Annotated in this window: 20 protein-coding genes; 11 read left to right on the plus strand and 9 right to left on the minus strand. The window is 70.8% G+C overall.

All coding sequences use genetic code 11. The annotated features are described in order from the left end of the window. The first annotated feature begins 22 nt into the window (after nt 1-22). Nucleotides 23-670: a transcriptional regulator gene (locus AB0C26_RS32225; protein WP_360255168.1), complete on the plus strand. Its 648-nt coding sequence runs from the start codon at nt 23-25 to the stop codon at nt 668-670. Between the two features lie 40 nt (nt 671-710). Further along, the gene (locus tag AB0C26_RS32230) at nt 711-1,175 is read left to right on the plus strand and encodes a DUF3291 domain-containing protein (protein WP_360255171.1); all 465 of its coding nucleotides are present in this window, start codon (nt 711-713) and stop codon (nt 1,173-1,175) included. On the opposite strand, the gene AB0C26_RS32235 is transcribed toward AB0C26_RS32230, so the two are convergent. Continuing rightward, complete coding sequence (locus AB0C26_RS32235; protein WP_360255174.1) at nt 1,159-1,539, minus strand: response regulator; 381 nt, start codon at nt 1,537-1,539, stop codon at nt 1,159-1,161. The two genes, AB0C26_RS32230 and AB0C26_RS32235, sit on opposite strands and share 17 nt — an antisense overlap. Before the next feature lie 52 nt (nt 1,540-1,591). Between AB0C26_RS32235 and AB0C26_RS32240 the strand changes: the two genes are divergently transcribed. Then, nucleotides 1,592-2,335, plus strand: a complete 744-nt coding sequence (locus AB0C26_RS32240; protein ID WP_360255176.1) for a GNAT family N-acetyltransferase — start codon at nt 1,592-1,594, stop codon at nt 2,333-2,335. A 431-nt stretch (nt 2,336-2,766) separates the two neighbouring features. Here AB0C26_RS32240 and AB0C26_RS32245 read toward each other — a convergent pair whose 3' ends face one another. After that, a complete protein-coding gene (locus AB0C26_RS32245) occupies nt 2,767-3,543 on the minus strand; it encodes a TetR/AcrR family transcriptional regulator (protein ID WP_360255178.1) in 777 nt (258 codons plus the stop codon). A 61-nt stretch (nt 3,544-3,604) separates the two neighbouring features. Between AB0C26_RS32245 and AB0C26_RS32250 the strand changes: the two genes are divergently transcribed. Beyond that, on the plus strand, nt 3,605-4,396 hold the full coding sequence (locus AB0C26_RS32250) for an NAD(P)H-binding protein (RefSeq protein WP_360255181.1): 792 nt from the start codon (nt 3,605-3,607) through the stop codon (nt 4,394-4,396). Nucleotides 4,397-4,406: 10 nt separating this feature from the next. Here AB0C26_RS32250 and AB0C26_RS32255 read toward each other — a convergent pair whose 3' ends face one another. The 6 genes from AB0C26_RS32255 to AB0C26_RS32280 are packed head-to-tail and all read right to left on the minus strand — an operon-like array spanning nt 4,407 to nt 10,973. Continuing rightward, complete coding sequence (locus AB0C26_RS32255) at nt 4,407-5,225, minus strand: hypothetical protein (protein ID WP_360255185.1); 819 nt, start codon at nt 5,223-5,225, stop codon at nt 4,407-4,409. Next, the gene (locus AB0C26_RS32260; protein WP_360255188.1) at nt 5,222-6,325 is read right to left on the minus strand and encodes an oligopeptide/dipeptide ABC transporter ATP-binding protein; all 1,104 of its coding nucleotides are present in this window, start codon (nt 6,323-6,325) and stop codon (nt 5,222-5,224) included. The genes AB0C26_RS32255 and AB0C26_RS32260 overlap by 4 nt, the downstream gene beginning before the upstream one ends. Then, on the minus strand, nt 6,322-7,302 hold the full coding sequence (locus AB0C26_RS32265) for an ABC transporter ATP-binding protein (protein WP_360255190.1): 981 nt from the start codon (nt 7,300-7,302) through the stop codon (nt 6,322-6,324). Before AB0C26_RS32265 ends, AB0C26_RS32260 begins: the two co-directional genes overlap by 4 nt. 6 nt (nt 7,303-7,308) lie before the next feature. After that, on the minus strand, nt 7,309-8,250 hold the full coding sequence (locus AB0C26_RS32270) for an ABC transporter permease (RefSeq protein ID WP_360255510.1): 942 nt from the start codon (nt 8,248-8,250) through the stop codon (nt 7,309-7,311). Next, nucleotides 8,250-9,254, minus strand: coding sequence for an ABC transporter permease (locus AB0C26_RS32275; protein WP_360255192.1), 1,005 nt, complete (start codon nt 9,252-9,254; stop codon nt 8,250-8,252). The genes AB0C26_RS32270 and AB0C26_RS32275 overlap by 1 nt, the downstream gene beginning before the upstream one ends. 54 nt (nt 9,255-9,308) lie before the next feature. Next, nucleotides 9,309-10,973: an ABC transporter substrate-binding protein gene (locus tag AB0C26_RS32280; protein ID WP_360255194.1), complete on the minus strand. Its 1,665-nt coding sequence runs from the start codon at nt 10,971-10,973 to the stop codon at nt 9,309-9,311. 263 nt (nt 10,974-11,236) lie between these two features. Between AB0C26_RS32280 and AB0C26_RS32285 the strand changes: the two genes are divergently transcribed. The 7 genes from AB0C26_RS32285 (at nt 11,237) to AB0C26_RS32315 (ending at nt 18,711) form a co-directional block, all read left to right on the plus strand. Next, the gene (locus tag AB0C26_RS32285; protein ID WP_360255196.1) at nt 11,237-12,334 is read left to right on the plus strand and encodes a hypothetical protein; all 1,098 of its coding nucleotides are present in this window, start codon (nt 11,237-11,239) and stop codon (nt 12,332-12,334) included. Nucleotides 12,335-12,462: 128 nt separating this feature from the next. Then, the gene (locus AB0C26_RS32290; RefSeq protein WP_360255198.1) at nt 12,463-14,643 is read left to right on the plus strand and encodes a GDSL-type esterase/lipase family protein; all 2,181 of its coding nucleotides are present in this window, start codon (nt 12,463-12,465) and stop codon (nt 14,641-14,643) included. Between the two features lie 11 nt (nt 14,644-14,654). Then, nucleotides 14,655-15,071, plus strand: a complete 417-nt coding sequence (locus AB0C26_RS32295) for a hypothetical protein (protein ID WP_360255200.1) — start codon at nt 14,655-14,657, stop codon at nt 15,069-15,071. A 66-nt stretch (nt 15,072-15,137) separates the two neighbouring features. Beyond that, entirely contained in the window at nt 15,138-15,602 is a 465-nt protein-coding gene (locus tag AB0C26_RS32300; RefSeq protein ID WP_360255203.1) for an anthrone oxygenase family protein, read from the plus strand. Nucleotides 15,603-15,692: 90 nt separating this feature from the next. Beyond that, the gene (locus AB0C26_RS32305) at nt 15,693-16,904 is read left to right on the plus strand and encodes a hypothetical protein (protein ID WP_360255205.1); all 1,212 of its coding nucleotides are present in this window, start codon (nt 15,693-15,695) and stop codon (nt 16,902-16,904) included. Nucleotides 16,905-16,974: 70 nt separating this feature from the next. After that, nucleotides 16,975-17,415 (plus strand): SMI1/KNR4 family protein, encoded by a 441-nt coding sequence (locus AB0C26_RS32310; RefSeq protein WP_360255207.1) that lies wholly within the window; start codon nt 16,975-16,977, stop codon nt 17,413-17,415. Nucleotides 17,416-17,478: 63 nt separating this feature from the next. Then, a complete protein-coding gene (locus tag AB0C26_RS32315; protein WP_360255209.1) occupies nt 17,479-18,711 on the plus strand; it encodes a ricin-type beta-trefoil lectin domain protein in 1,233 nt (410 codons plus the stop codon). Nucleotides 18,712-18,766: 55 nt separating this feature from the next. On the opposite strand, the gene AB0C26_RS32320 is transcribed toward AB0C26_RS32315, so the two are convergent. After that, nucleotides 18,767-19,405 (minus strand): tetratricopeptide repeat protein, encoded by a 639-nt coding sequence (locus tag AB0C26_RS32320; protein ID WP_360255211.1) that lies wholly within the window; start codon nt 19,403-19,405, stop codon nt 18,767-18,769. Nucleotides 19,406-19,467 lie beyond the last annotated feature (62 nt).

Below are 19,467 nucleotides of genomic sequence, written 5' to 3' on the forward strand. Positions count from 1 at the left end.
GCGTTGGCAATAGGCTTGGGGAGTGACGACTCCGGACGATCTGCGGGATCTCGACGCTGTGGCCAGCCTGGCCGATCCGGTGCGGCGGCGGGCGTACGAGGTGGTCGCCGCCGGTGACGGGCCGGTCGGGCGGGACGAGGTGGCCGAGGCGCTCGGGGCGGGGCGGACGCTGGCCGCGTTCCACCTGGACAAGCTGGTGGCGGCGGGACTGCTCGAGGTGTCGTACGCCCGGCGCTCGGGCCGCACCGGCCCCGGCGCCGGACGTCCGGCCAAGCTGTACCGGCCGGCCGCGGGGGAACACGCGGTGAGCGTGCCGCCGCGGGCCTACCGGGCCGCCGCCGAACTGCTCGCGGAGGCCTTGGAGCAGGCCGGGGCCGAGGAGATCCTGTACGGCGTCGCCCGGCGGCACGGCTCGGCCGGGCCGGCCGCCGCCGACGTGAGCGAGCTGCTGACCGGGCAGGGCTACGCGCCCGAGGCGGAGAACCCGGACCGCATCGTACTGCGCAACTGCCCGTTCCACCGGCTGGCCGAGCAGTTCCCGCCGCTGATCTGCGGGATGAACCTGGCGATGGTCGACGGCCTGCTGACCGGGTCGGGCCTGGACGCCGAGTGGACGGCCCGGATGGACGCCGCGCCCGGCCGCTGCTGCGTGACCCTGTCTAAAAAGTAATCCCGTTGACTTTAGACGGCTCGGCTGATGAGCTGACGCCATGGACGCCTTCCACCTGGCTCAGATCAATACCGCCCGGCTCCGCGCCCCACTGACCGACCCGTCGATGGCCGAGTTCGTCGACGGCCTCACCCGGATGAACCAGCTCGCCGACCGCTCACCCGGCTTCGTCTGGCGGCTCGAGGGCGAGAACGGCGACGGCACCATCGCCCGCCCGGACGACCCGAACCGCATCTACACGCTTTCCGTCTGGGAGTCCCCGGAGCATTTGCGGGCGTACGCCTACCAGTCCGAACACCTGGACTACCTGCGCCGCCGCCGCGAGTGGTTCCACCCCCACGGCACCGAGGCCGCCCTGGTCCTGTGGTGGATCCCGGTCGGCACGATCCCCACCCTGCGCCAGGGCATCACCCGCCTCGGCCGCCTCCGCGCCGACGGCCCCACCGCCGGCGCGTTCACCCTGCGCCAGCCGTTTCCCGCACCGCAGGTCAGCGCGGCGAGGTGAGGGACAAGCGGATCGCGCTTTCCAGGATGTCCGGGCTGACCGGCTTCTCCAGGTACGGCGCCTGGGGCTGAACCAGGCCCATGGCCAGCGCGATGGTGCGCGGCACGCCCGTCGCGAACACCACCTTGATGTGCGGGTGGATGGCGGTGACCCGGCGGGCCAGGTTGCCGTTGAGGTCGCCGGGCAGGGACAGGTCGGCGACCAGCACGTCGATGTCGCCGTGCTGCTGGCACAGGGCGACGGCCGTGTCGCCTTCGCCGGCGGTCAGCACGCGGAAGCCGCGGGTCTGGAGCATGTGCGCCATCGCGGCCAATACGTCCGGGTCGTCGTCGACGACCAGAACTCCCGGTTTGTACCCCGACATGCCTTCACGCTAGCCCAGATGCGGCGCCGGCCGAGGTCGATAGCCTGCCTTGGTGGACATCTCCGAGGTGGCGCTGCGAGCCCAGGTGGCCTGGTTGCGCCACCTGGCCGACGGCGGATTCGACCGGATCAGCGCCGGCGACGGGTTCGCGGTGGCGACCGGCCTGGCCTCCAACAGCGAGAACGGCGCCGTCGGCTCCGCCCGCGAGCTGCCGGAGCTGGTCGACTGGCTGCGCGAGAGGGCCGTACCCGCCTCGGTGATCGTCACCGGGCCGCCGGATCCGGCGACCACCACCTGGCTGATCGACCAGCGACTCCATCCGGAACGCACCGGGAACAACATGGGCCGCCGGCTGGACGAGGCGCCTTCACCACCCTCGGCCGAGTGGCCGATCAGCGAGGTGACCGACGTCCGGGCGCTGCGGGAGAACCAGAGCGTGTACGCCGAGGACGGCTGGTGGCCCGAACCCGCCGGCCTCGACCGGCGGGTCGAGGTGGCCGCCCGCCTCGGGTTCGGCCCCGGCCGGCCGATCCGGCACTGGACCGCCCACCACGAGGGCGTTCCGGTCGGCGCCGCCACCTCGTTCCAGTTCGGCGACACCGTGCTGCTGGCCGCCTGTTGCGTCGCCGCACCCTGGCGCCGCCGAGGAATCGGAACGGCCCTCACCCAGCGCCGACTCGCCGGGAGCGCCGTCCAGGCCGTCGTCTTTCCCACCCAGGACGGCTACCACCTCCATCACTCCCTCGGCTTCGAGCTGGCCCCGGCCCACCCGGACCGCTGCTTCTACCTGCCCTAGCGCGGTGACCACGCATGGCAGGTCCACAGCGCGCTCACCGATCGCCCTCGTCCATCCACTCCAGGGTGGCGAACAGGTTCGCCCGCTGCGGGATGAAGGCCGCCTCCAGCAGTGCGGACTCCCGCGCAGCCTCGACCACGGCTGACCAAGGCGCCTCGCACGGCGGCAGCCAGTGGCTCGACGACCTCACCGCCCATCGAGATCAACTCGGACTTCGCGTCCTCAGCGACCTCCGTCAAGTCGTCGTCCAGCCGCCCGATCTCCCCTTCCACGACCGCGAAGTCTGCCGCAGCGTGACCGGTGCAGACCAGCGACATCCCCGTCCTGACCGCGCAAGCCCGGACTCGCAGCGAACGACAGCAACGCTGGGACCGGCCGCGGACCATGGCCGCCTGACGGATCTGACCCGGTGAACGTTCGTGGTCAACGCCCTAGCCAGTCGGCCCCGCCGCGATGACCCGGTCGAGCCATTCCCGCAGCATCGCCTGCTCGACGGCGGACAGGGCGGGCAGCTCGGCCGCCCGCAGGGTCACCGCAGCGCCGGCGGGACCGGCCGGCGAGAAGGAGCCGGCCGATGAAGAGGGGCCGGCCGATGAGGACGGGCCGGCCGATGAGGACGGGCCGGCCGATGAGGACGGGCCGGCCGATGAGGACGGGTCGACCAGGATGACGGCCGCGATCGCGTCCCACATGGCGTCGGCCAGCTGAGGGTCGCGGACGTCGGGCGGCTGGGCCAGCAGGGCGATGACGGTGCCGTTGCCGGCGGCCTGGATCATCGCCACGGCCCGGGCCTCGGGCACCCTCAGCCGGCCGGCCCGGGCCACCCGCCGCACGCGCTCGGCCAGCACCGCCTGGCCGGCCTGGCCGGCCGGGGTGGCCAGCCGCGCCGGGTCGATCAGCAGGCCGTAGAGCGGGGCGTTGTCCAGCCCGAAGGCGATGTGAGTGTCCCAGCTGACCCGCAGCTCGGTGACCGGGTCGCCGTCGCCCACCGCCTTGCTGTCCACATACGCCGCCAGCACGTGCTGCGTGACCGCGTCGAGCAGGGCGTCCTTGTCGGCGAAGAGGCGGTAGATCGCGGGCGGCTGGAGCCCGGCCGCCGCCGCCACGGCCCGGGTCGTCACCGCGGCCGGGCCCTCGGCGCGCAGGAGTTCGGCGGCGACATCGACGATCCGCGCCCGGATGGCGTCGCGTCCGGTGACCTTTGTCATGGTGACGACGATAGCATCGTCGATGTTATCGTCGATATCAACAGCGATAACAGGAGGCATCATGATCGTCGTGACCGGCGCCACCGGCCAGCTCGGCTCGCAGATCGTCGACCGGCTGCTGGAGCGCGTCCCCGCCGACCGGGTCGCGGTGAGCGTCCGCGACCCGCGGAAGATCTCCCGCACCGACGTCGAGGTCCGCCGCGGTGACTACACCGACCCGGCCGGCCTGGCCGAGGCGTTCGCGGGAGCGACCCAGGTGCTGCTGGTCTCGGCCAACGCGACCGGCGGCGAGGCCCTGACCATGCACCGCAACGCCATCGACGCCGCCCGCGCGGCCGGCGCCCGCCGCATCCTCTACACCAGTCACCAGGGCGCCGCCCCCGACTCGCTGTTCGCGCCGATGCCCGACCACGCGGCCACCGAGCAGTATCTGCGGGAGTCCGGCGTCCCGTTCACGTCGCTGCGCAACGGCTTCTACGCCAGCACGATCGCGTTCATGGTGGGCAACGCGCGGGAGACCGGCGAGATCGTGGCGCCGGCCGACGGACCGGTCTCCTGGACCACCCACGCCGACCTGGCCGAGGCGGCCGCGATCATCCTGGCCGAGGACGGGCGCTTCGAGGGCCCGACTCCCCCGCTGGTCGCCCCGGCCGCCTACGACCTGCGGGACATCGCCGGCATGCTCGGCGTCCGCCGCGTGATCGCCGACGACGAGGAGTGGGCGGCGACCCTTCCCCCGCACCTGGCGGCCCTGATGCTCGGGATGTACCGCGCGTCGCGCCGCGGCGAGTTCGCGACCACCGGCACCGATCTCGAGAGGCTGCTGGGGCGGCCGGTCGGCGCCGTTCTCTGACCCCGGCCGTTCAGGCGATCTCGAAAGCCCGGGAGCCGGGCGGCCAGAAGGAGACCGCGAGCAGGGCCAGGATCGGAACCGGGGACAGCAGGGCCAGCGGCTCGGCGCCCCAGATGACGAAGCCGCCCCAGTACACCGAGGGGCCCGTGCCCTCGCGATTCGTGTTGGCGAGCAGGGAACCGGTCGAGGTGGGGATGTTGCCGAGGCAGGCCGGGGTCAGCAGCACGAGCGCCGACACGCAGAGCCACGAGTACACCCGTTGGCGGCGCGGGCCGTAGCGGCGTATCCGCTGGGCCGTGACCAGGCCGAGCGCCGCGCCGAGCAGGGCGCCGGCCACGCCGCCGAGGATGGTGTCGCGCCGGTGGCCGGGTGGTTCGGCCCACATCAGGTCGAGCCTCCCGGTCGCCAGCTGGACGACGGCGAGATAACCGTCCCGTTCGCCCGTCACCTCGGCGGTCCCCGCCGAGATGTCGTGCCAACCGTGGGCGCGCATGTGCTGCTCGATGGCCGATGCTCCGCCCGCGGCGCCGGTCACGCCCGCCCGGCCGGCCCGGACGCCGGTGCCGCCGTGCAGGGTGTTCTCGCTGAACGGGTTCCAGAAGGTGCTCCGCCCGTAGTAGTTCACCTGCTCCTCGAACGGGCCGGGCAGCACCGTGCGGGCCACGCTGATCGCGGTGGCCGCGTCGGGAGCCTTGACGGGCACGGCGCGCCAGGCCAGCCAGGAACCGAGCGCTATGCCGCTGAGCCCGCCCAGCACGGCGGCGAGGGTGGCCACGACGAAGGCCCGGCGGCCGAACGGGCGGCGTGCTCCGGAGGAGCGCATGATCATGGGGCAGGCACGTCGCTTCGGGTCGGGATGAGCTCGGGACCCACGCCGGGAGCCGCGTCGGAGCCCGGGCGGACGATCTCCGCGTGGACCTCGTGGGGCTTCAGGGTACCGCTCAGGATCTCCTCGGCGAAGTGGCAGGCCACCCGCTGGCCCGAGTCGTCGAACACCCGCAGTTCCGGTCGGTCGGCGGCGCAGCGCGCCTGCGACCAGGGGCAGCGGGTGCGGAACCGGCAGCCGCTCGGCGGGTTGGCCGGTGACGGCAGGTCGCCGGCCAGCAGGATGCGTTCGCGCTGGTCCTCCACGTACGGGTCGGGAATGGGCACGGCCGAGAGCAGGGCCCGGGTGTACGGGTGCAGCGGGCGCTCGTACAACTGGCCGGCGTCCGCCTCCTCGACCAGCGCGCCCAGGTACATCACGCCGATGGTGTCCGAGATGTGCCGGACGATCGCCAGGTCGTGCGCGATGACCAGGTAGGTCAGCCCGTGCGAGTCCTGCAGGTCGCCGAGCAGGTTGACCACCTGGGCCTGGATCGACACGTCGAGGGCGGACACCGGCTCGTCGGCCACGATCAGTTCGGGGCCGAGGACCAGGGCGCGGGCGATGCCGATGCGCTGCCGCTGGCCGCCGGAGAACTCGTGCGGGTACCTGTTCAGCGCCGACGCCGGCAGGCCGACCGAGTCGAGGGTGGACCTCAGCCTCGTACGCACATCGGCCTTGTCCTTGTCCAGACCGTGCGCCTTGAGGCCCTCGACGAGCAGGGACTCGACCGACTGGCGCGGGTCCAGGCTCGACATCGGGTCCTGAAAGACCATCTGCATGCGCCGCCGGAACCGGCGCAGCTGTTCGCCCTCGAGCGCGCGGACGTCAGTACCGTCGAAGCTGATGGTGCCGTTCGTCGGCTCGACGAGGCGCAGCAGGCCGCGGCCCAGCGTCGACTTGCCGCAGCCGGACTCGCCGACCAGGCCGTACGTCTCGCCCCGCTTGATTGCCAGGGAGACACCGTCGACGGCGTAGACCCAGCCGACCGTACGGCTGAGAAGCAGTCCGCTCTTGATCGGAAAGTGGACCTTGAGGTCGTCGATCTCGACCAGGGCGCTCACACCGGCACCTCCTGCGGTACGGGGTTCGTGCATCGCAGCGCGCCACCGCGAAAGGTCGGTTCCAACGGCACCGTCTCGCCGACGCAGGCGTCGTTCACCCGGTCGCAGCGCGGGGCGAACGCGCACCCCTCCGGCCAGGGGATGTTGTCGTTGACCGAGCCCCGGATCTGGTGCAGCCGCCCGCCCCGGTCGACGTCGAGGCGGGGAACCGACTGCAACAGACCATGGGTGTACGGATGTCGCGGCGCCCCGAACAGGTCGTGCCGGGCCGCCCGTTCGACCACCTTGCCGGCGTACAGCACGTTGACCGTGTCGCAGAGCCCGGCCACCACGCCCAGGTCGTGGGTGATCATGATGAGAGCCGTGCCGGAGTCCTCGACCAGTTCCTTGAGCAGGGTGAGGATCTGGGCCTGGATGGTCACGTCGAGCGCCGTGGTCGGCTCGTCGGCGATCAGCAGGCGCGGCTTGCAGGCCAGGGCGATGGCGATCAGCGCCCGCTGCCGCATGCCGCCGGAGAGCTGATGCGGGAACTCCTTGAGCCGCCTCGCCGGGTCGGGGATGCCGACCGCGTCGAGCAGTTTCCGGGCCTCGCGCAGCGCCTCCTGCCGCCGCTTGCCCTGGTGGCGTTCCAGCACCTCGGCCACCTGAAGCCCGAGCGGGATCACCGGGTTCAGCGAGGACAGCGGATCCTGGAAGATCATGCCGATGTCCCGGCCGCGCCGGTCGCGCAGCTCCTGCGGGCGCAGCTTGAGCAGGTCGGCGTCGTCGAACAGGACCTCGCCGCCCACCTTGTTGCCGCGGCGCGGGAGCAGGCCCATGATGGCCAGGCTGGTGACCGACTTGCCGCAGCCGGACTCGCCGACCAGGCCGACCGCCTGGCCCGGCTCCACCGTGAAACTGACACCGTCGACGGCGGTGAACGGCGTACCGTCGCGCCGGAAGACCACCGACAGGTCACGAACGTCGAGCAGAGGCATGCCTGATCACCGCCGGTTCTTCGGGTCGAGCGCCTCGCGCATGCCCTCGCCGAGCAGCGTGAAGCCGAGGGCCACGAGGATGATGGCCAGGGCCGGGAAGTAGGCCAGCTCCGGGCGTACCTCGAAATAGCGCACGCCGTCGACGCCCAGCATCAGGCCCCACTCGGCCCGGTTGATGTCCGGGTCACCCAGGCCCAGGAACGACAGCGCGGCCGCGTCCAGGATCGCCACCGCGAAGGTCAGCGTGGCCTGCACGATGACCGCGGTGAGCGAGTTCGGCAGCATGTGCCGGGTGACGATGTGCCGCCTCTTCACGCCCAGCGCGCGGGCGGCGAGCACGTGATCGCTCTCCCGTTGGGCCAGCATCGACCCGCGCAGCAGCCGGGCGAAGATGGGCACGTTCACGATGGCCACCGCCATGATCACCGTCCATTGCGTGGACTGGCTGGCCAGCGCGACCAGGGTGATCGCCAGCAGCAGGCTCGGCAGGGCCAGCATGACGTCGGTGAACCGCATGATCACCACGTCGATCCAGCCGCCGGCGGCGCCCGCGACCCCCCCGAGCAGCACGCCCAGCAGCAGGCCGATCGTGGTGGCCAGGACGCCGACGAACATCGTCTGCCGGGCGCCGTAGATCATCCGGGACATGAAGTCGCGGCCGAGCGGGTCGCTGCCGAACGGGTGCCCGGCGGTCGGGCCGGGGATGGTGTCGACGGTCAGATCCTTTGTCAGCTCGGGGAACCGCTGCACCGGGTCGTGCGGCGCCACCAGCGGCGCGAAGATCGCGATCACCAGGAACAGCAGGATGATCGTGGCGCCGACGATCGCGGTCGGGTTGCGCAGCAGCCGGCGGCCGGCGTCGCGGAACAGGCTGACCCCGCCGCCCTCGGCCGTGCGCGCGGTCAGCTCGTCGATCCTCTGGCGCTTGTGTTCGGCCAGCTTGTTCATCACACACGCACCCGGGGGTCGATGACCGCGTACGAGAGGTCGACCACCAGGTTGACCACGATGAAGACCACGGCGGCGAGCAGGATCAGGGCTTGCAGCACGGGATAGTCGCGGCTGCCGCTGATCGAGTCGGTGATGAGCGTGCCCAGCCCGCCCCAGTTGTAGACCTTCTCGGTCAGCACGGCGCCGGCCAGCAGGGCGCCCGTCTGCAGGCCGATGATGGTGACCACCGGCAGCAGCGCGTTGCGCAGCACGTGCCGCTTGCGGACCGTCGGGTTTCGCAGACCCTTGGCTTCGGCCGTACGGATGTAGTCCGCGTCCAGGACGTCCAGCACGCTCGCTCTCGTGATCCGGATGATGATGGCCAGCGGGATCGTGGCCAGCGTGAAAGCGGGCAGCACCAGATGCCAGAGCGCGTCCGCCGAGGCGTCGAACTCCCGGGTCAGCAGCCCGTCCAGCACGAACAGGCCGGTCACGTCGGTGTTGTCCATGCCGGTGCTGATCCGGCCCGACGGCGGGAAGACGTGCACGCTCTGGGTCAGCCAGTCCTTGAGCAGGTAGCCCAGGAAGAAGATCGGGATCGAGATGCCGACCAGGGTGAGGATGATGGTGGCATTGTCGAGCGCCCGGCCCCGGTGCCGGGCCGCGAGATAGCCGAGCGGCACACCCAGGCCGATCGCGATGATCATCGCCGCGACGGCCAGCTCGACGGTGGCCGGGAAGGACCGGCCGATCACGTCCATCACCGGTTCGCCGGTCCGGATGGAGTTGCCGAAGTTGCCGGTTACCACGTTCTTGAGGAAGTGGCCGTACTGGACCCAGATCGGCTCGTCGTAGCCGAGGGCCCGGATCAGGCGCTCCCGGGTCTCCGGGGTGGCACGTTCACCCAGCAGGGCGTCGACCGGCCCGCCGGGAAGGCTGCGCAGCCAGAAGAAGATCAGCGTCATCAGGGCGAGCAGGGTGATGAACAGCTGGATCAGGCGGCGCGAAACGACTTTCAGCATCGTTCTCCGATTCGCGTCGGACGGCCCGGGCCGTGTCCGGCCCGGGCCGGCGGCCTACTTGGTGATCGAGACGGTGTTGAACTGCTCGGCGGTGAGCGGGCTCGGCACCAGGCCTTCGACGTTCTTCGTGGTGACCAGGGCGGGCGGGCCGTGCCAGATCGGGACGGCCGGCAGCCACTTGCTGGCGATGTCGCGGTTGACCTGCTCCCACGCGGCTTTCTTGGCGTTCTGCTCGACGGTGGCGTCGGCCTTGCCGATGGCGGTGAACATGTCGGTCATGGCGCCGTCGCCGAACTCCTTCTTCTCCCGGCCGAAGAACGTGCCGACGAAGTTGCCGGGGTCGTTGTAGTCGCCGGTCCAGCCGAGGATGTGCAGGTCCTGCTTGCCGAACTGCTGCACGTCGTCCTTGAAGCCGCCGTTCCACGGGCGCGGCACGCCATTGATCTTGATGCCGGCGGCCTGCAGGTCGTTGGCGAGGACGGTGAAGATCTCCTGCGGGTTCGGCATGTACGGCCGGGACACCTCGGTCGGGTAGTAGAAGTTCAGGGTCAGCCCGGTCGCGCCGGCCTCGGACAGCAGCTGCTTGGCCTTGTCCAGGTTGTAGTCGTACTTCTGCACGTCCGGGGCATAGCCCATGACCGTGCTCGGCAGGAACTCGTCGGCCACCGTGGAGCCGCCCGGTCCCTTGGTCTGCACGAGCTGGGCGCGGTTCAGGGCGTACGCGATCGCCTGGCGTACCCGCAAGTCTCTCAGCTTGGGGTTCTTCTGGTTGATGCCCAGGTAGAGGATGTTGAAGGCGGGCCGGTTGAGCACCTTGTAGCCCTCGTCGGCCAGCGCCTTGCGGTCGGCCGGGGCCGGGAAGTCGATCGCTTGCACGGTGCCGGCGCGCAGCTCCTGCTTGCGGGTGTTCTCGTCCTTGATGACCTTGATGATCATCTTGTCGACCTTGGCCTTGTCACCCCAGTAGTCGGGGTTCTTGTTCAGCGTGATCTCGCCGGTCGCCTTGTTCCAGCCGCCGTAGGTGAAGGCGCCGGTGCCGGTCGGGTGCTCGGTGGCGAAGGCGCTGTACGCGAACGAGTCGCCGTTCTGGGTCACCTTGTCGGCGTCGTACTGCTTCATCGCGGTCGGGCTGGCGATCGAGAACGCGGTGAGCGCGAACGCGCCCGGGAAGGCGCCCTTGTACTTCTTCATCGTCACGACCGCGGTGGAGGCGTCCTGCGCCTTGCAGTTGTCGTAGACGGCGTCCGGGCTGCCGGCGAAACCGCCGAACACGTCGGCGTAGTAGATCATCTGGGACTGGGCGGCCTCGCCCTTCATATTGAACCAGCGGTCGAAGTTCGCGCAGACCGCCGCCGCGTCCAGGGCCGAGCCGTCGTGGAACTTGACGCCCTGGCGCAGCTTGAACGTCCACACCTTGCCGGTGGGGTCGTTCGACCAGCTCTCGGCCAGGCCACCGGTCAGCTCGGCGGTGCCGGGCTTGTGGGTGACGAGAGTGTCGTACATCTGCCGGATGGGCCGGAACGACTCACCGTCGTCGTTGAAGATCGGGTCGAAGTTCTTCGGATCACCGGCCCCCGCGAAGATGAAGGTCCCGCCGGTCGCCGCCTTGTTCTCGTCGCCACCGCTGTCGCGGTCACTTTTCGCGCAACCGGCCCCGCCGATGGCCAGCGCCGCGACGACCCCGGCGGCGATGACCGTCCGGAGCCTCCGTGCCTGCATCCCCGATGCACGCATGATATTCACCTCGTCCTGTGGGTACGGGCAAACGCGGTGACGGGCTGGTCACCGTTGGCGAGACCCTAACCACTTACGAAGATCAATATCCCGGGTTGGTACCGGATCGTGTCCTTCGGCGGGGCCCGGCCGCTCAGCGGGCAATGACCGGCTGTCCCTCACCCGGGCGCATCCGTCCCCGGCCGACAGCTGTCGAGTTAGGACACCCGGCTGCGTTAGATTGTTCGGGGTCGATGCGGGGAGGGGACGTGGCGACACCATCGGCGCCGTGGTGGCAGCGGGTCGACGAAGCGGCGGAACTGATCGCCTCGACGGTGAACGCGGCCGCGGCGCAGGCCCGCCGGGACGGGGTGTACGTCCCGCCCGACGGCACGCCGGCGCCGCGCCGGCGGCGGCACGCGGCCTCGCTGCGCCACCTGGCCGAGGTGATCAGGGCCCACCGGATGGCGCCCGGCCTGGCCGTCGACAAGGACGTCGTCGCCGGCGTGCTCGCCGGCGACCGGCGGTACCTGAGCGACCCGGTCGCCGTCGTCGCGGTCGCCCGGGCCTCGCACCACATCGCCGGCGTGCCGTTCGGCCCGGACGACGCCCGGCGGCTGGCCGTCGCCGTCGGCCACCTCGGCACACTCATCGACGCCGCCCGCGAGGCCGACCGCCGCGCCCCGGACCTGCTACCTGTCCCGCGCCCGTCGTCGGAGCTGGTCAGACAGGAAGCCGAGCTTCCGAGGCGGCGCCGGTGGCTGCCCTGGGCCGTCGTACTGGCGATCTTCGCCGCCGGTGTGGGCTCGGGCGTGGCCGGCTCCCGGCTCGCCGCCGGATCGGCCGAACCCACACCGGGCGCGGCGCCGACGCCGGCCACCGGATGGGGCTGTCTGCCGTCCGGCGTACCCCGGCCCGACGGGGCGCTCGTGATGGGCCCACCCGGCACGCCGTCCGTCCCGTCGATCCGCCCCGACTGGTGGTCCAACGCCGTCAACATGGGGCTGACCACCCGGCCGGCCGGATTCGTGGCCGCCGTACCCGCCGGATCCACCCTGCCGTACGAGCAGATGGTGATCCGCAGCGGCATCACGCTCATCGCCGGACATCGCTACCGGCTCGATTTCACCGTCACGGCCGACCGCTCCGTCGACGTCCTGCTGCGCGTGCAGGACAAGAGGCCGCCGGCGTTCCAGCCGGCGCTGATGGAAAGCCTCCCCCTGAGCCGGGTGCCCTGCCGGCACAGTTACACCTTCACGGCCGGCCGGACCGTCACGGACATCGGCGAGGTCACCTTCCAGCTCGGCGGGGTGGGCGCCCTCGTCGTCACCGTCGACGACGCCGTGCTCGTCGACACCGGCGTCTGAGCCGCCTCCATCTGTCGGCCGCCGGCCCTATCTGTCCCCGGGCGCCGGCCGGCGGACAGTTCCGCCTTGCCGCGGCCATCGATGCCGTCCGATGCTCCCACCGGCCCCGAACTTCGAGGAGCATGAGCATGGCGATTTCGCGACGCACGGTGGGCGCATGGTTCGCGGCCCTGCTGTGCCTGATTCCCCTCCTGGCCGCGACACCGGCCGAGGCGGCGGCCCACGGCCGGGTGCTGGTCGTCGGCGACTCGATCAGCCAGGGCCTGGAGGGCGACTTCACCTGGCGCTACCGGCTGGCCCAGCATCTGGCCGCCGTCGGGCAGTCGGTGGACTTCGTCGGCCCGTGGGCCGGGACCCACGTGATCCCGGCCGCGCTGCCGGCCGAGGGCCAGACCCTTCCGGCGGTGCACACCGGCGGGTACCGGCCCGGCATCAGTTTCGACTCGGCCAACCTGGCCCAGTGGGGCTGGCAGATGAACAAGGCGAAGGCGGTCATTGAGGCCGAGACGTTCGCCGCGAACCCGGACTATCTGCTCCTCGAGCTCGGCTTCAACGATCTCGGCTGGTTCGTCAGCGACGCCAATGGCCTCTGGACCGACCTGGGCGCCTTCCTGGCCGGCGTCGACCGGGCCGCCGCCCGGCGCGGACATCAGATCAAGGTCGCGGTGGGTACGGTGCCGCAGCGGTCCCCGATCGAGGGACGGGCCGACCTGCCCGTGGCCATCGACGCCTACAACGCGAAGGTGCGCTCGAGCCTGGGCGCCCTCGGCGCGAACTACGCCAACCTGAGCCTGGCCGTGGCCGACATCGCCGCCCGGTACGACTGGCGGGTCGACTCCTACGACGACCTGCACCCCGGCGTGCGCGGCGAGTACGTGATCGCCGACGTCTACGCCGACACCCTGGCCGCCGCCTGGTCCTTCGGGGCCGCCGCCTCGTACCCGCCGGCGACCGTGGACGCGCCGATCAATCTGGCCTTCCCGGCCGCGGTGACCGTCACACCGATCACCGAGGGGCTCCGGATCTCGTGGTCGCACGTGTTCGGGGCCGGCGGCTACCTGCTCTACCAGCGCAACGTGAGCGCCGGCGAGACGACCTTCACCCAGCTCCCGCTGCCCATCGGGGCCGACTCCTGGACGTCACGGCCGCTGCCGGCCGGGATGCGGGCCGAGTACCAGGTCCGGGCGGTCAAGGGCAACCTGCGGGCGAACACCCCGTCGAGCGTGGCCACCGGCACGGTCGGCGGCAGCCCGCCCGGCGTGGTCCCGCGGGTCGAGGTCTCGAACATCGCGGAGAACTCGGCGAAGATCAGCTGGACGCCCGCCTCGGGCGCCGACAGCTACGCCATCCACGAGACCTACCTGCGCACCTGGGTGCAGAACAAGCTGCCGTGGAACATCGCCGGCCCCACCTTCACCGCCGGGCTGCTCACCTCGGGCACCTGGTACAAGTACACCGTCGTGCCCTACAACGGCTACCTGTCGGCCGGTGGCACCTCGACGGTCGGGTTCCGCACCACCGGCATCGGCACCCGCGAGGTGGTGGCGATGGGTGACTCGTACGCCTCCGGCCTGGGCGCCGACGCCTACGACGCCGACCCGGACAACACCGGCTGCAAGCGGTCGGCCTACGCCTGGGGACGGCAGATCCTCGGCTCGTTCATCGCCCGCCGCTGGCTGCTGGCCTGCGCCGGCCGGCTGATCCACCAGGTCAAGGCCGACCAGGTGCCGGTGCTGGCCGGGCTGCCGAACGCCTCACCGCGCCTGGTCACCGTGGTGGCCGGCGGGAACGACGTCGAATGGTTCCAGATCCTGCTCGAGTGCGCGGCCGGCGACTGCACCGACCAGCGGGGCCGGGCCGAGAGCAACATCGACAACATCGAGGACAACCTGGTCGACCTCTACAAGGCGATCAAGGCGGCCTCGCCGGCCAGCGACGTGGTGGCCGGCGGATATCCGATCATTCTCGAGCCCGGCGCCAGTGGTTGCGGCCAGCTCTACTTCAGCAACGCCGAGCGCGACATGGTCCGCGATCTGACGATCCGGATGAACAACATGATCGAACGGGCCGCCCGCGAAGCCGGTGTCATCTCGGCCGCTCAGCAGGTCGAGGACGAGTTCCGCGGGCACGGCGTCTGCAACGGCAACACGGCCGACCCGGCCAACCAGGAATGGCTGCACCAATGGGTGCTCGACACCAACGTCGTCGAGTCGTTCCACCCCAACCGCCGTGGACAGGTCGGCTACGCCACGGCCTTCCTGAACGCGTTCCAGTCCTATGCCGCCCAGCCACACACCACCGACGAGTGAGGAAACCCGACATGACCAAGCTTCGACTCCGTACGGCCGCGGTCCTGGCCCTGCTGTTCCCCGGCCTGGCCGTCACGCCCGCCCCGGCCCGGGCCGCGGTCGGCCCCCTGCACGGGTGCCAGGCCAACTACGTCTGCGTCTACCTGAACGTCAACTTCAACAGCAACCGCGGCCCGGACTCCTCGTGGTACGCCCCGGACTGGCTCGCCGGCTGCGGCATGATCGACCTCGGCCGGCCCATCAACCTGCGTAACGCCGTCGACTCGGTGGTCAACAACACGAGCAGCAAGTACCTGCTGCTCGACCACAAGTCGGCGAACCACTCGGCCGACGTGGGCCTGGGCCTGATGGCCCCCCACAAGGGCTACTCGAGCCTGCTCGGCGGCAACAACAAACTGGACGAGATCGTCAGCCCCGACTGCGTCTGACTCTCGCTTATGGGATCAAGCGGCTGCCGCATGGAGTATCCCGCCGGGCCGCGGTGACATGGATCCATGACTCGCACCTGGGATGTCCTCACCGCGGCCACCGTCGTCGGCGGCGGCCTGCTCGCCGGCGTGTTCTTCGCGTTCTCCGCCTTTGTCATGAGTGGACTGCGGCGCCTGCCCGACCCGGCGGGCGCCGCCGCCATGCGCTCGCTCAACGTGACCGCCGAGCGGCCGCCTCTCATGATCGCCCTCTTCGGGGTGTCGGCGCTGTGTGTCGCGGTGGCCGTCCGGGCGCTGGCGACCTGGTCGCAGCCCGGCTCCGGCTGGCTGCTGACGGGCGCGGTCCTGACCGTGGCCGGGGCCCTCGGCGTCACCGTCGTGGTCAACGTGCCGCTCAACAACCGCCTGGACGCGGACACGATCACCTGGTCGCGGTACCTGGCCGGCTGGGACCCGGCCAACCACGCCCGGACCGTCCTCTGCCTGGCCGGCTGTGCTGTCCTGCTGATCGGCCTGCTCCGCCGGCAGTGAGCGGGGTGGCACTTTCCGGGGATTCGAGACCGTCGCCGTCTCCGTAGCGTGAGTGCGAACCGAAGATCACTCGCACGGGGAGAAACACAGATGGTCAGCAGAAGGGCAATGCTGCTCGCGGCGGCCGCGGGGACCCTGGCCGGCTGCGGACCGGCCCGGCATCACGCCACGTCCGCGCCGGCCTCCCCCGCACCCTCCTCCGCCGCCGCCTCCTCGGCACCGCCGCCGCCGAAGGTCCGGCTGATCGGTGACGGCAGCACCAGCGACACCGGGCCGCAACCGCACCAGCCGGTCGCCCGGCCGCTGCGGCCCGGCGAGGAGCCGCCGCAGTTCGTGGTGTTCTCCTGGGACGGCTCCGGGCGGGCCGATCTGTTCACCCGGTTCCGGGAGCTCGCGCGGGAACTGCACGGCAATATGACGTTCTTCCTGACCGGCCTCTACACGCTGCCGAAGTCGAAGCGCATGCTCTACCGGCCGCCGCGGCACCCGGCCGGCGCCTCCGCCATCGGCTGGTTCTCCGAGAAGTCGGTGCACGGCACGATCGGCCAGCTCGGCCCGGCCTGGCTGGCCGGCAACGAGATCGGCACCCACTTCAACGGTCACTTCTGCGGGCCCGGCGGCGTCGAGCGCTGGTCGCCGTCCGACTGGGACAGCGAGATCGATCAAGCCCTTTCCTTCGTACGGAACTGGCGCACCAACACCGGCTTCACCGACCTGCCCCCGCTGCCGTTCGATTACGGCAAGGAGCTGATCGGCGGCCGGACCCCCTGCCTGGAGGGGCAGAAGAACCTGCTGAAGGCGTCCCGCGCCCAACAGTGGAAGTACGACAGCTCCGGCACCGGCACCCAGGTCTGGCCCAAGCAGTGGAAGAACGGCCTCTGGCAGGTGCCCATGCAGAGCATCCCGTTCCCGGGGCACAGCTTCGAGGTCATCTCGATGGACTACAACATCATGTTCAACCAGTCGCGGACCCCACACGGCGACCCGGCGCGGCACCAGGCCTGGAAGGCGCAGGCCCGAGACGCCTACCTGGCCGGTTTCCGGCGGGCCTACACCGGCAACCGGGCGCCCCTGATCATCGGCAACCACTTCGAGAACTGGAACCGTGGCATCTACATGGACGCGATCACCGAGGCGGCCCGGGCCATGGCCCAGCACCCGCACGTCCGCTTCGTGTCGTTCCGCCAGCTCGTGGCCTGGCTCGAGGCGCAGAACGAGGCCGTCCTGAAGCGCCTGCGCGCGCTGCCCGTGGGCCGTGCTCCGCGCGGCGGGTGGGCCGAGTACCTGGGCAGTGCCGGCTGAGACTGATCCGTGACCTTGAGCTGCGGGGCGGTGACGGAAAGTCGGGTGAATACAGTGGAATCATCCGCAAATGGTCCTCGTTGACTGGCGCGACCTGGTGCGCGCGACCGACGGTTATCTCGCCCAGCCGGGTGTTCCCGCCGAACAGCTGGCCGCGTGCGAGAGCCTCACCCACGACCTCCGGAGGCTGTACGAGGTCACCGACGGCTTCCTGGAGCAGGACGGGCAGCGGTTCTTCCTCTGGCCGCTGGCCGACCTGACCTCTCGCAACGAACGCGAGTGGCGTGACGCGCCGCCGGCCCGGCGCGAGCTCGTCGCGATCGGCGACGACGGCACGGGGGCCCGTATCTGCGTACCCCGGGACGGAAACCCCGGTGTTTTCCTGTGGGACCCGGTGAGCGCGGCCCCGCACTGGCTGGCGAACGACCTGGGTGACTTCTGGGTCGGATGGACGCAGCGCAGACTGACAACGATCGTGCCCGTAAGTTCCGGAACCTCGCCGTCCGCTTGACTGCCCCGGGGGCAATTTTTAAGACTGTTACACATTAATCCCCTCTCCCCCGAGGAATCCCCTATGCGTAAGTCACGGTTTTTCATCGCGGCCGCGGCCGTGGTGGTGGCCCTGAGCGGCGGCCTGGCCGTCGGCTCCAGGAGCGACACGGCCGAGGCGGCCGTGGTCTGGAACGAGGACTTCAACGGCGCGGCCGGCACCGGCGTCGACACGTCGAAGTGGAACTTCGACGTGGGCGGCAGCGGCTGGGGCAACCAGGAGCTGCAGTACTACACCAGCGGCACGAGCAACGTCGCCATGGACGGCCAGGGTCACCTGGTCATCACCGCCCGCAAGGGCAGCGGCGGCAACAACTGCTGGAACGGCACCTGCCAGTTCACCTCCGGCCGCATTCAGACCTCCGGCAAGTTCAGCCAGCAGTACGGGCACGTCGAGGCCCGCATCCAGGTCCCCAACGGCTCCGGCCTCTGGCCCGCCTTCTGGATGCTCGGCGGCGGCAACTGGCCCACCGACGGCGAGATCGACATCATGGAGGTCGTCGGCCGGGACCCCAACCGGCTGTTCGGCACCCTGCACGGACCCGGCTACTCCGGCGGCGGCTCGTTCGGCGGCACCCTGGTCGCCGGCTCACCCTGGTACCAGGCCTTCCACACGTACGCCGTGGACTGGTCGCCCAATCTGATCGTGTGGACGGTCGACGGCCAGGAGTACTTCCGGGCCACGCCCGACTCGCTGCGCGCGGCCAAGGGCAACGTGAACTGGGTGTTCGACCACCCGTTCTTCATCATCCTCAACCTCGCGGTCGGCGGGAACTTCGGTCAGGGCAACCCGGCCGGCCTGCCCAACGAGAGCCGGATGCTGGTCGATTACGTCCACGTCAGCACCTCGACCACCACCCCGCCGCCGACCGGTAACGGCACCGCCCTCAAGTCCAGCCTGAGCGGCCGCTGCATCGACATCCCGAACGCCAACCCGGCCGACGGGGCGCGCCTGCAGACGTGGGACTGCAACGGCTCGGCGGCTCAGCAGTGGACGGCGAACGGCGACGGCACGATGCGGGCCATGGGCAAGTGCATGGACCCGGCCGGCGGCGCCCTCGCCAACGGCACCCCGATCCAGCTGGTCACCTGCAACGGCAACCCGGTGCAGCGGTTCACCCTGTCGGCCGCGGGTGACCTGGTGAACGTCTCGGCCAACCGGTGCGTCGACGTCAAGGACCGCAACACCGCCAACGGCGCCCAGCTCCAGCTCTGGGACTGCGCCGGCACCCCCAACCAGAAGTGGTCCCGCGCCTGACCGCAGGACCGGTGGCGATCGGCGCGCTCCGGCCCGCCGATCGCCACCGCCCGGGTCAGATCCGGCTTCGGGCCTGCTCGAGGTGCCGCGTGATGGCGTGCGCACCGTGATCGCGGGCGATGGCCTGGGCCTCGTCGAGTATGGCGAGCGCGTCCGGGCGGCGATCCTGCGCGGCCGCGATGTAGGCCAGGCCGACCATGTTGGAGGCCACACCGGCCAGTGACCCGGTCTCGCGGCGCAGCCGGGACGACTCCTCCAGGTACTGGCGAGCCTCGTCCAGCCGGCCGGCGGCGTGGGCCGCGATGCCCAGGTGCCGCAGAGCCTCGGATCGGGTGTGCTTGTCCCCGGCCTCCGCGGCGAGCTCCAGGTACGGCGTCGCGGTCTCGTTGTCGCGCCGGATGAACTGGTGGACACAGCCGATCCAGAACAGCGCCTCGGCCTCACCGCGCGCGTCGTTCAGAGCCCGGTACAGCTCGAGCGCCCGCTCGAACAACGGCAGCTCGGCCGGATCCTCGGCGGCCGGCCCGTCACCGCTCTGGAACCGCGCGTGCCGGATCTTCCCCCGCGCCAGGGCCGTGTCCGCCTCGAGCGCGTCCAGCGCCCGCTCGGCGTCCGTCAGCGGGCCGGGGTCACCGCCGTACACGGCCCGCTCGTACGCTTCCCTGGCCTGTTCGAGCCGATCTTCCGTGATCATGGCGAACAGTCTTTCACTGCAAATCCTGCAACTCCTTGTTTCGGCATCGACGCATATCTATC

This window comes from Actinoplanes sp. NPDC048796, assembly GCF_040650035.1.
Taxonomy (GTDB): Bacteria; Actinomycetota; Actinomycetes; order Mycobacteriales; family Micromonosporaceae; genus Actinoplanes.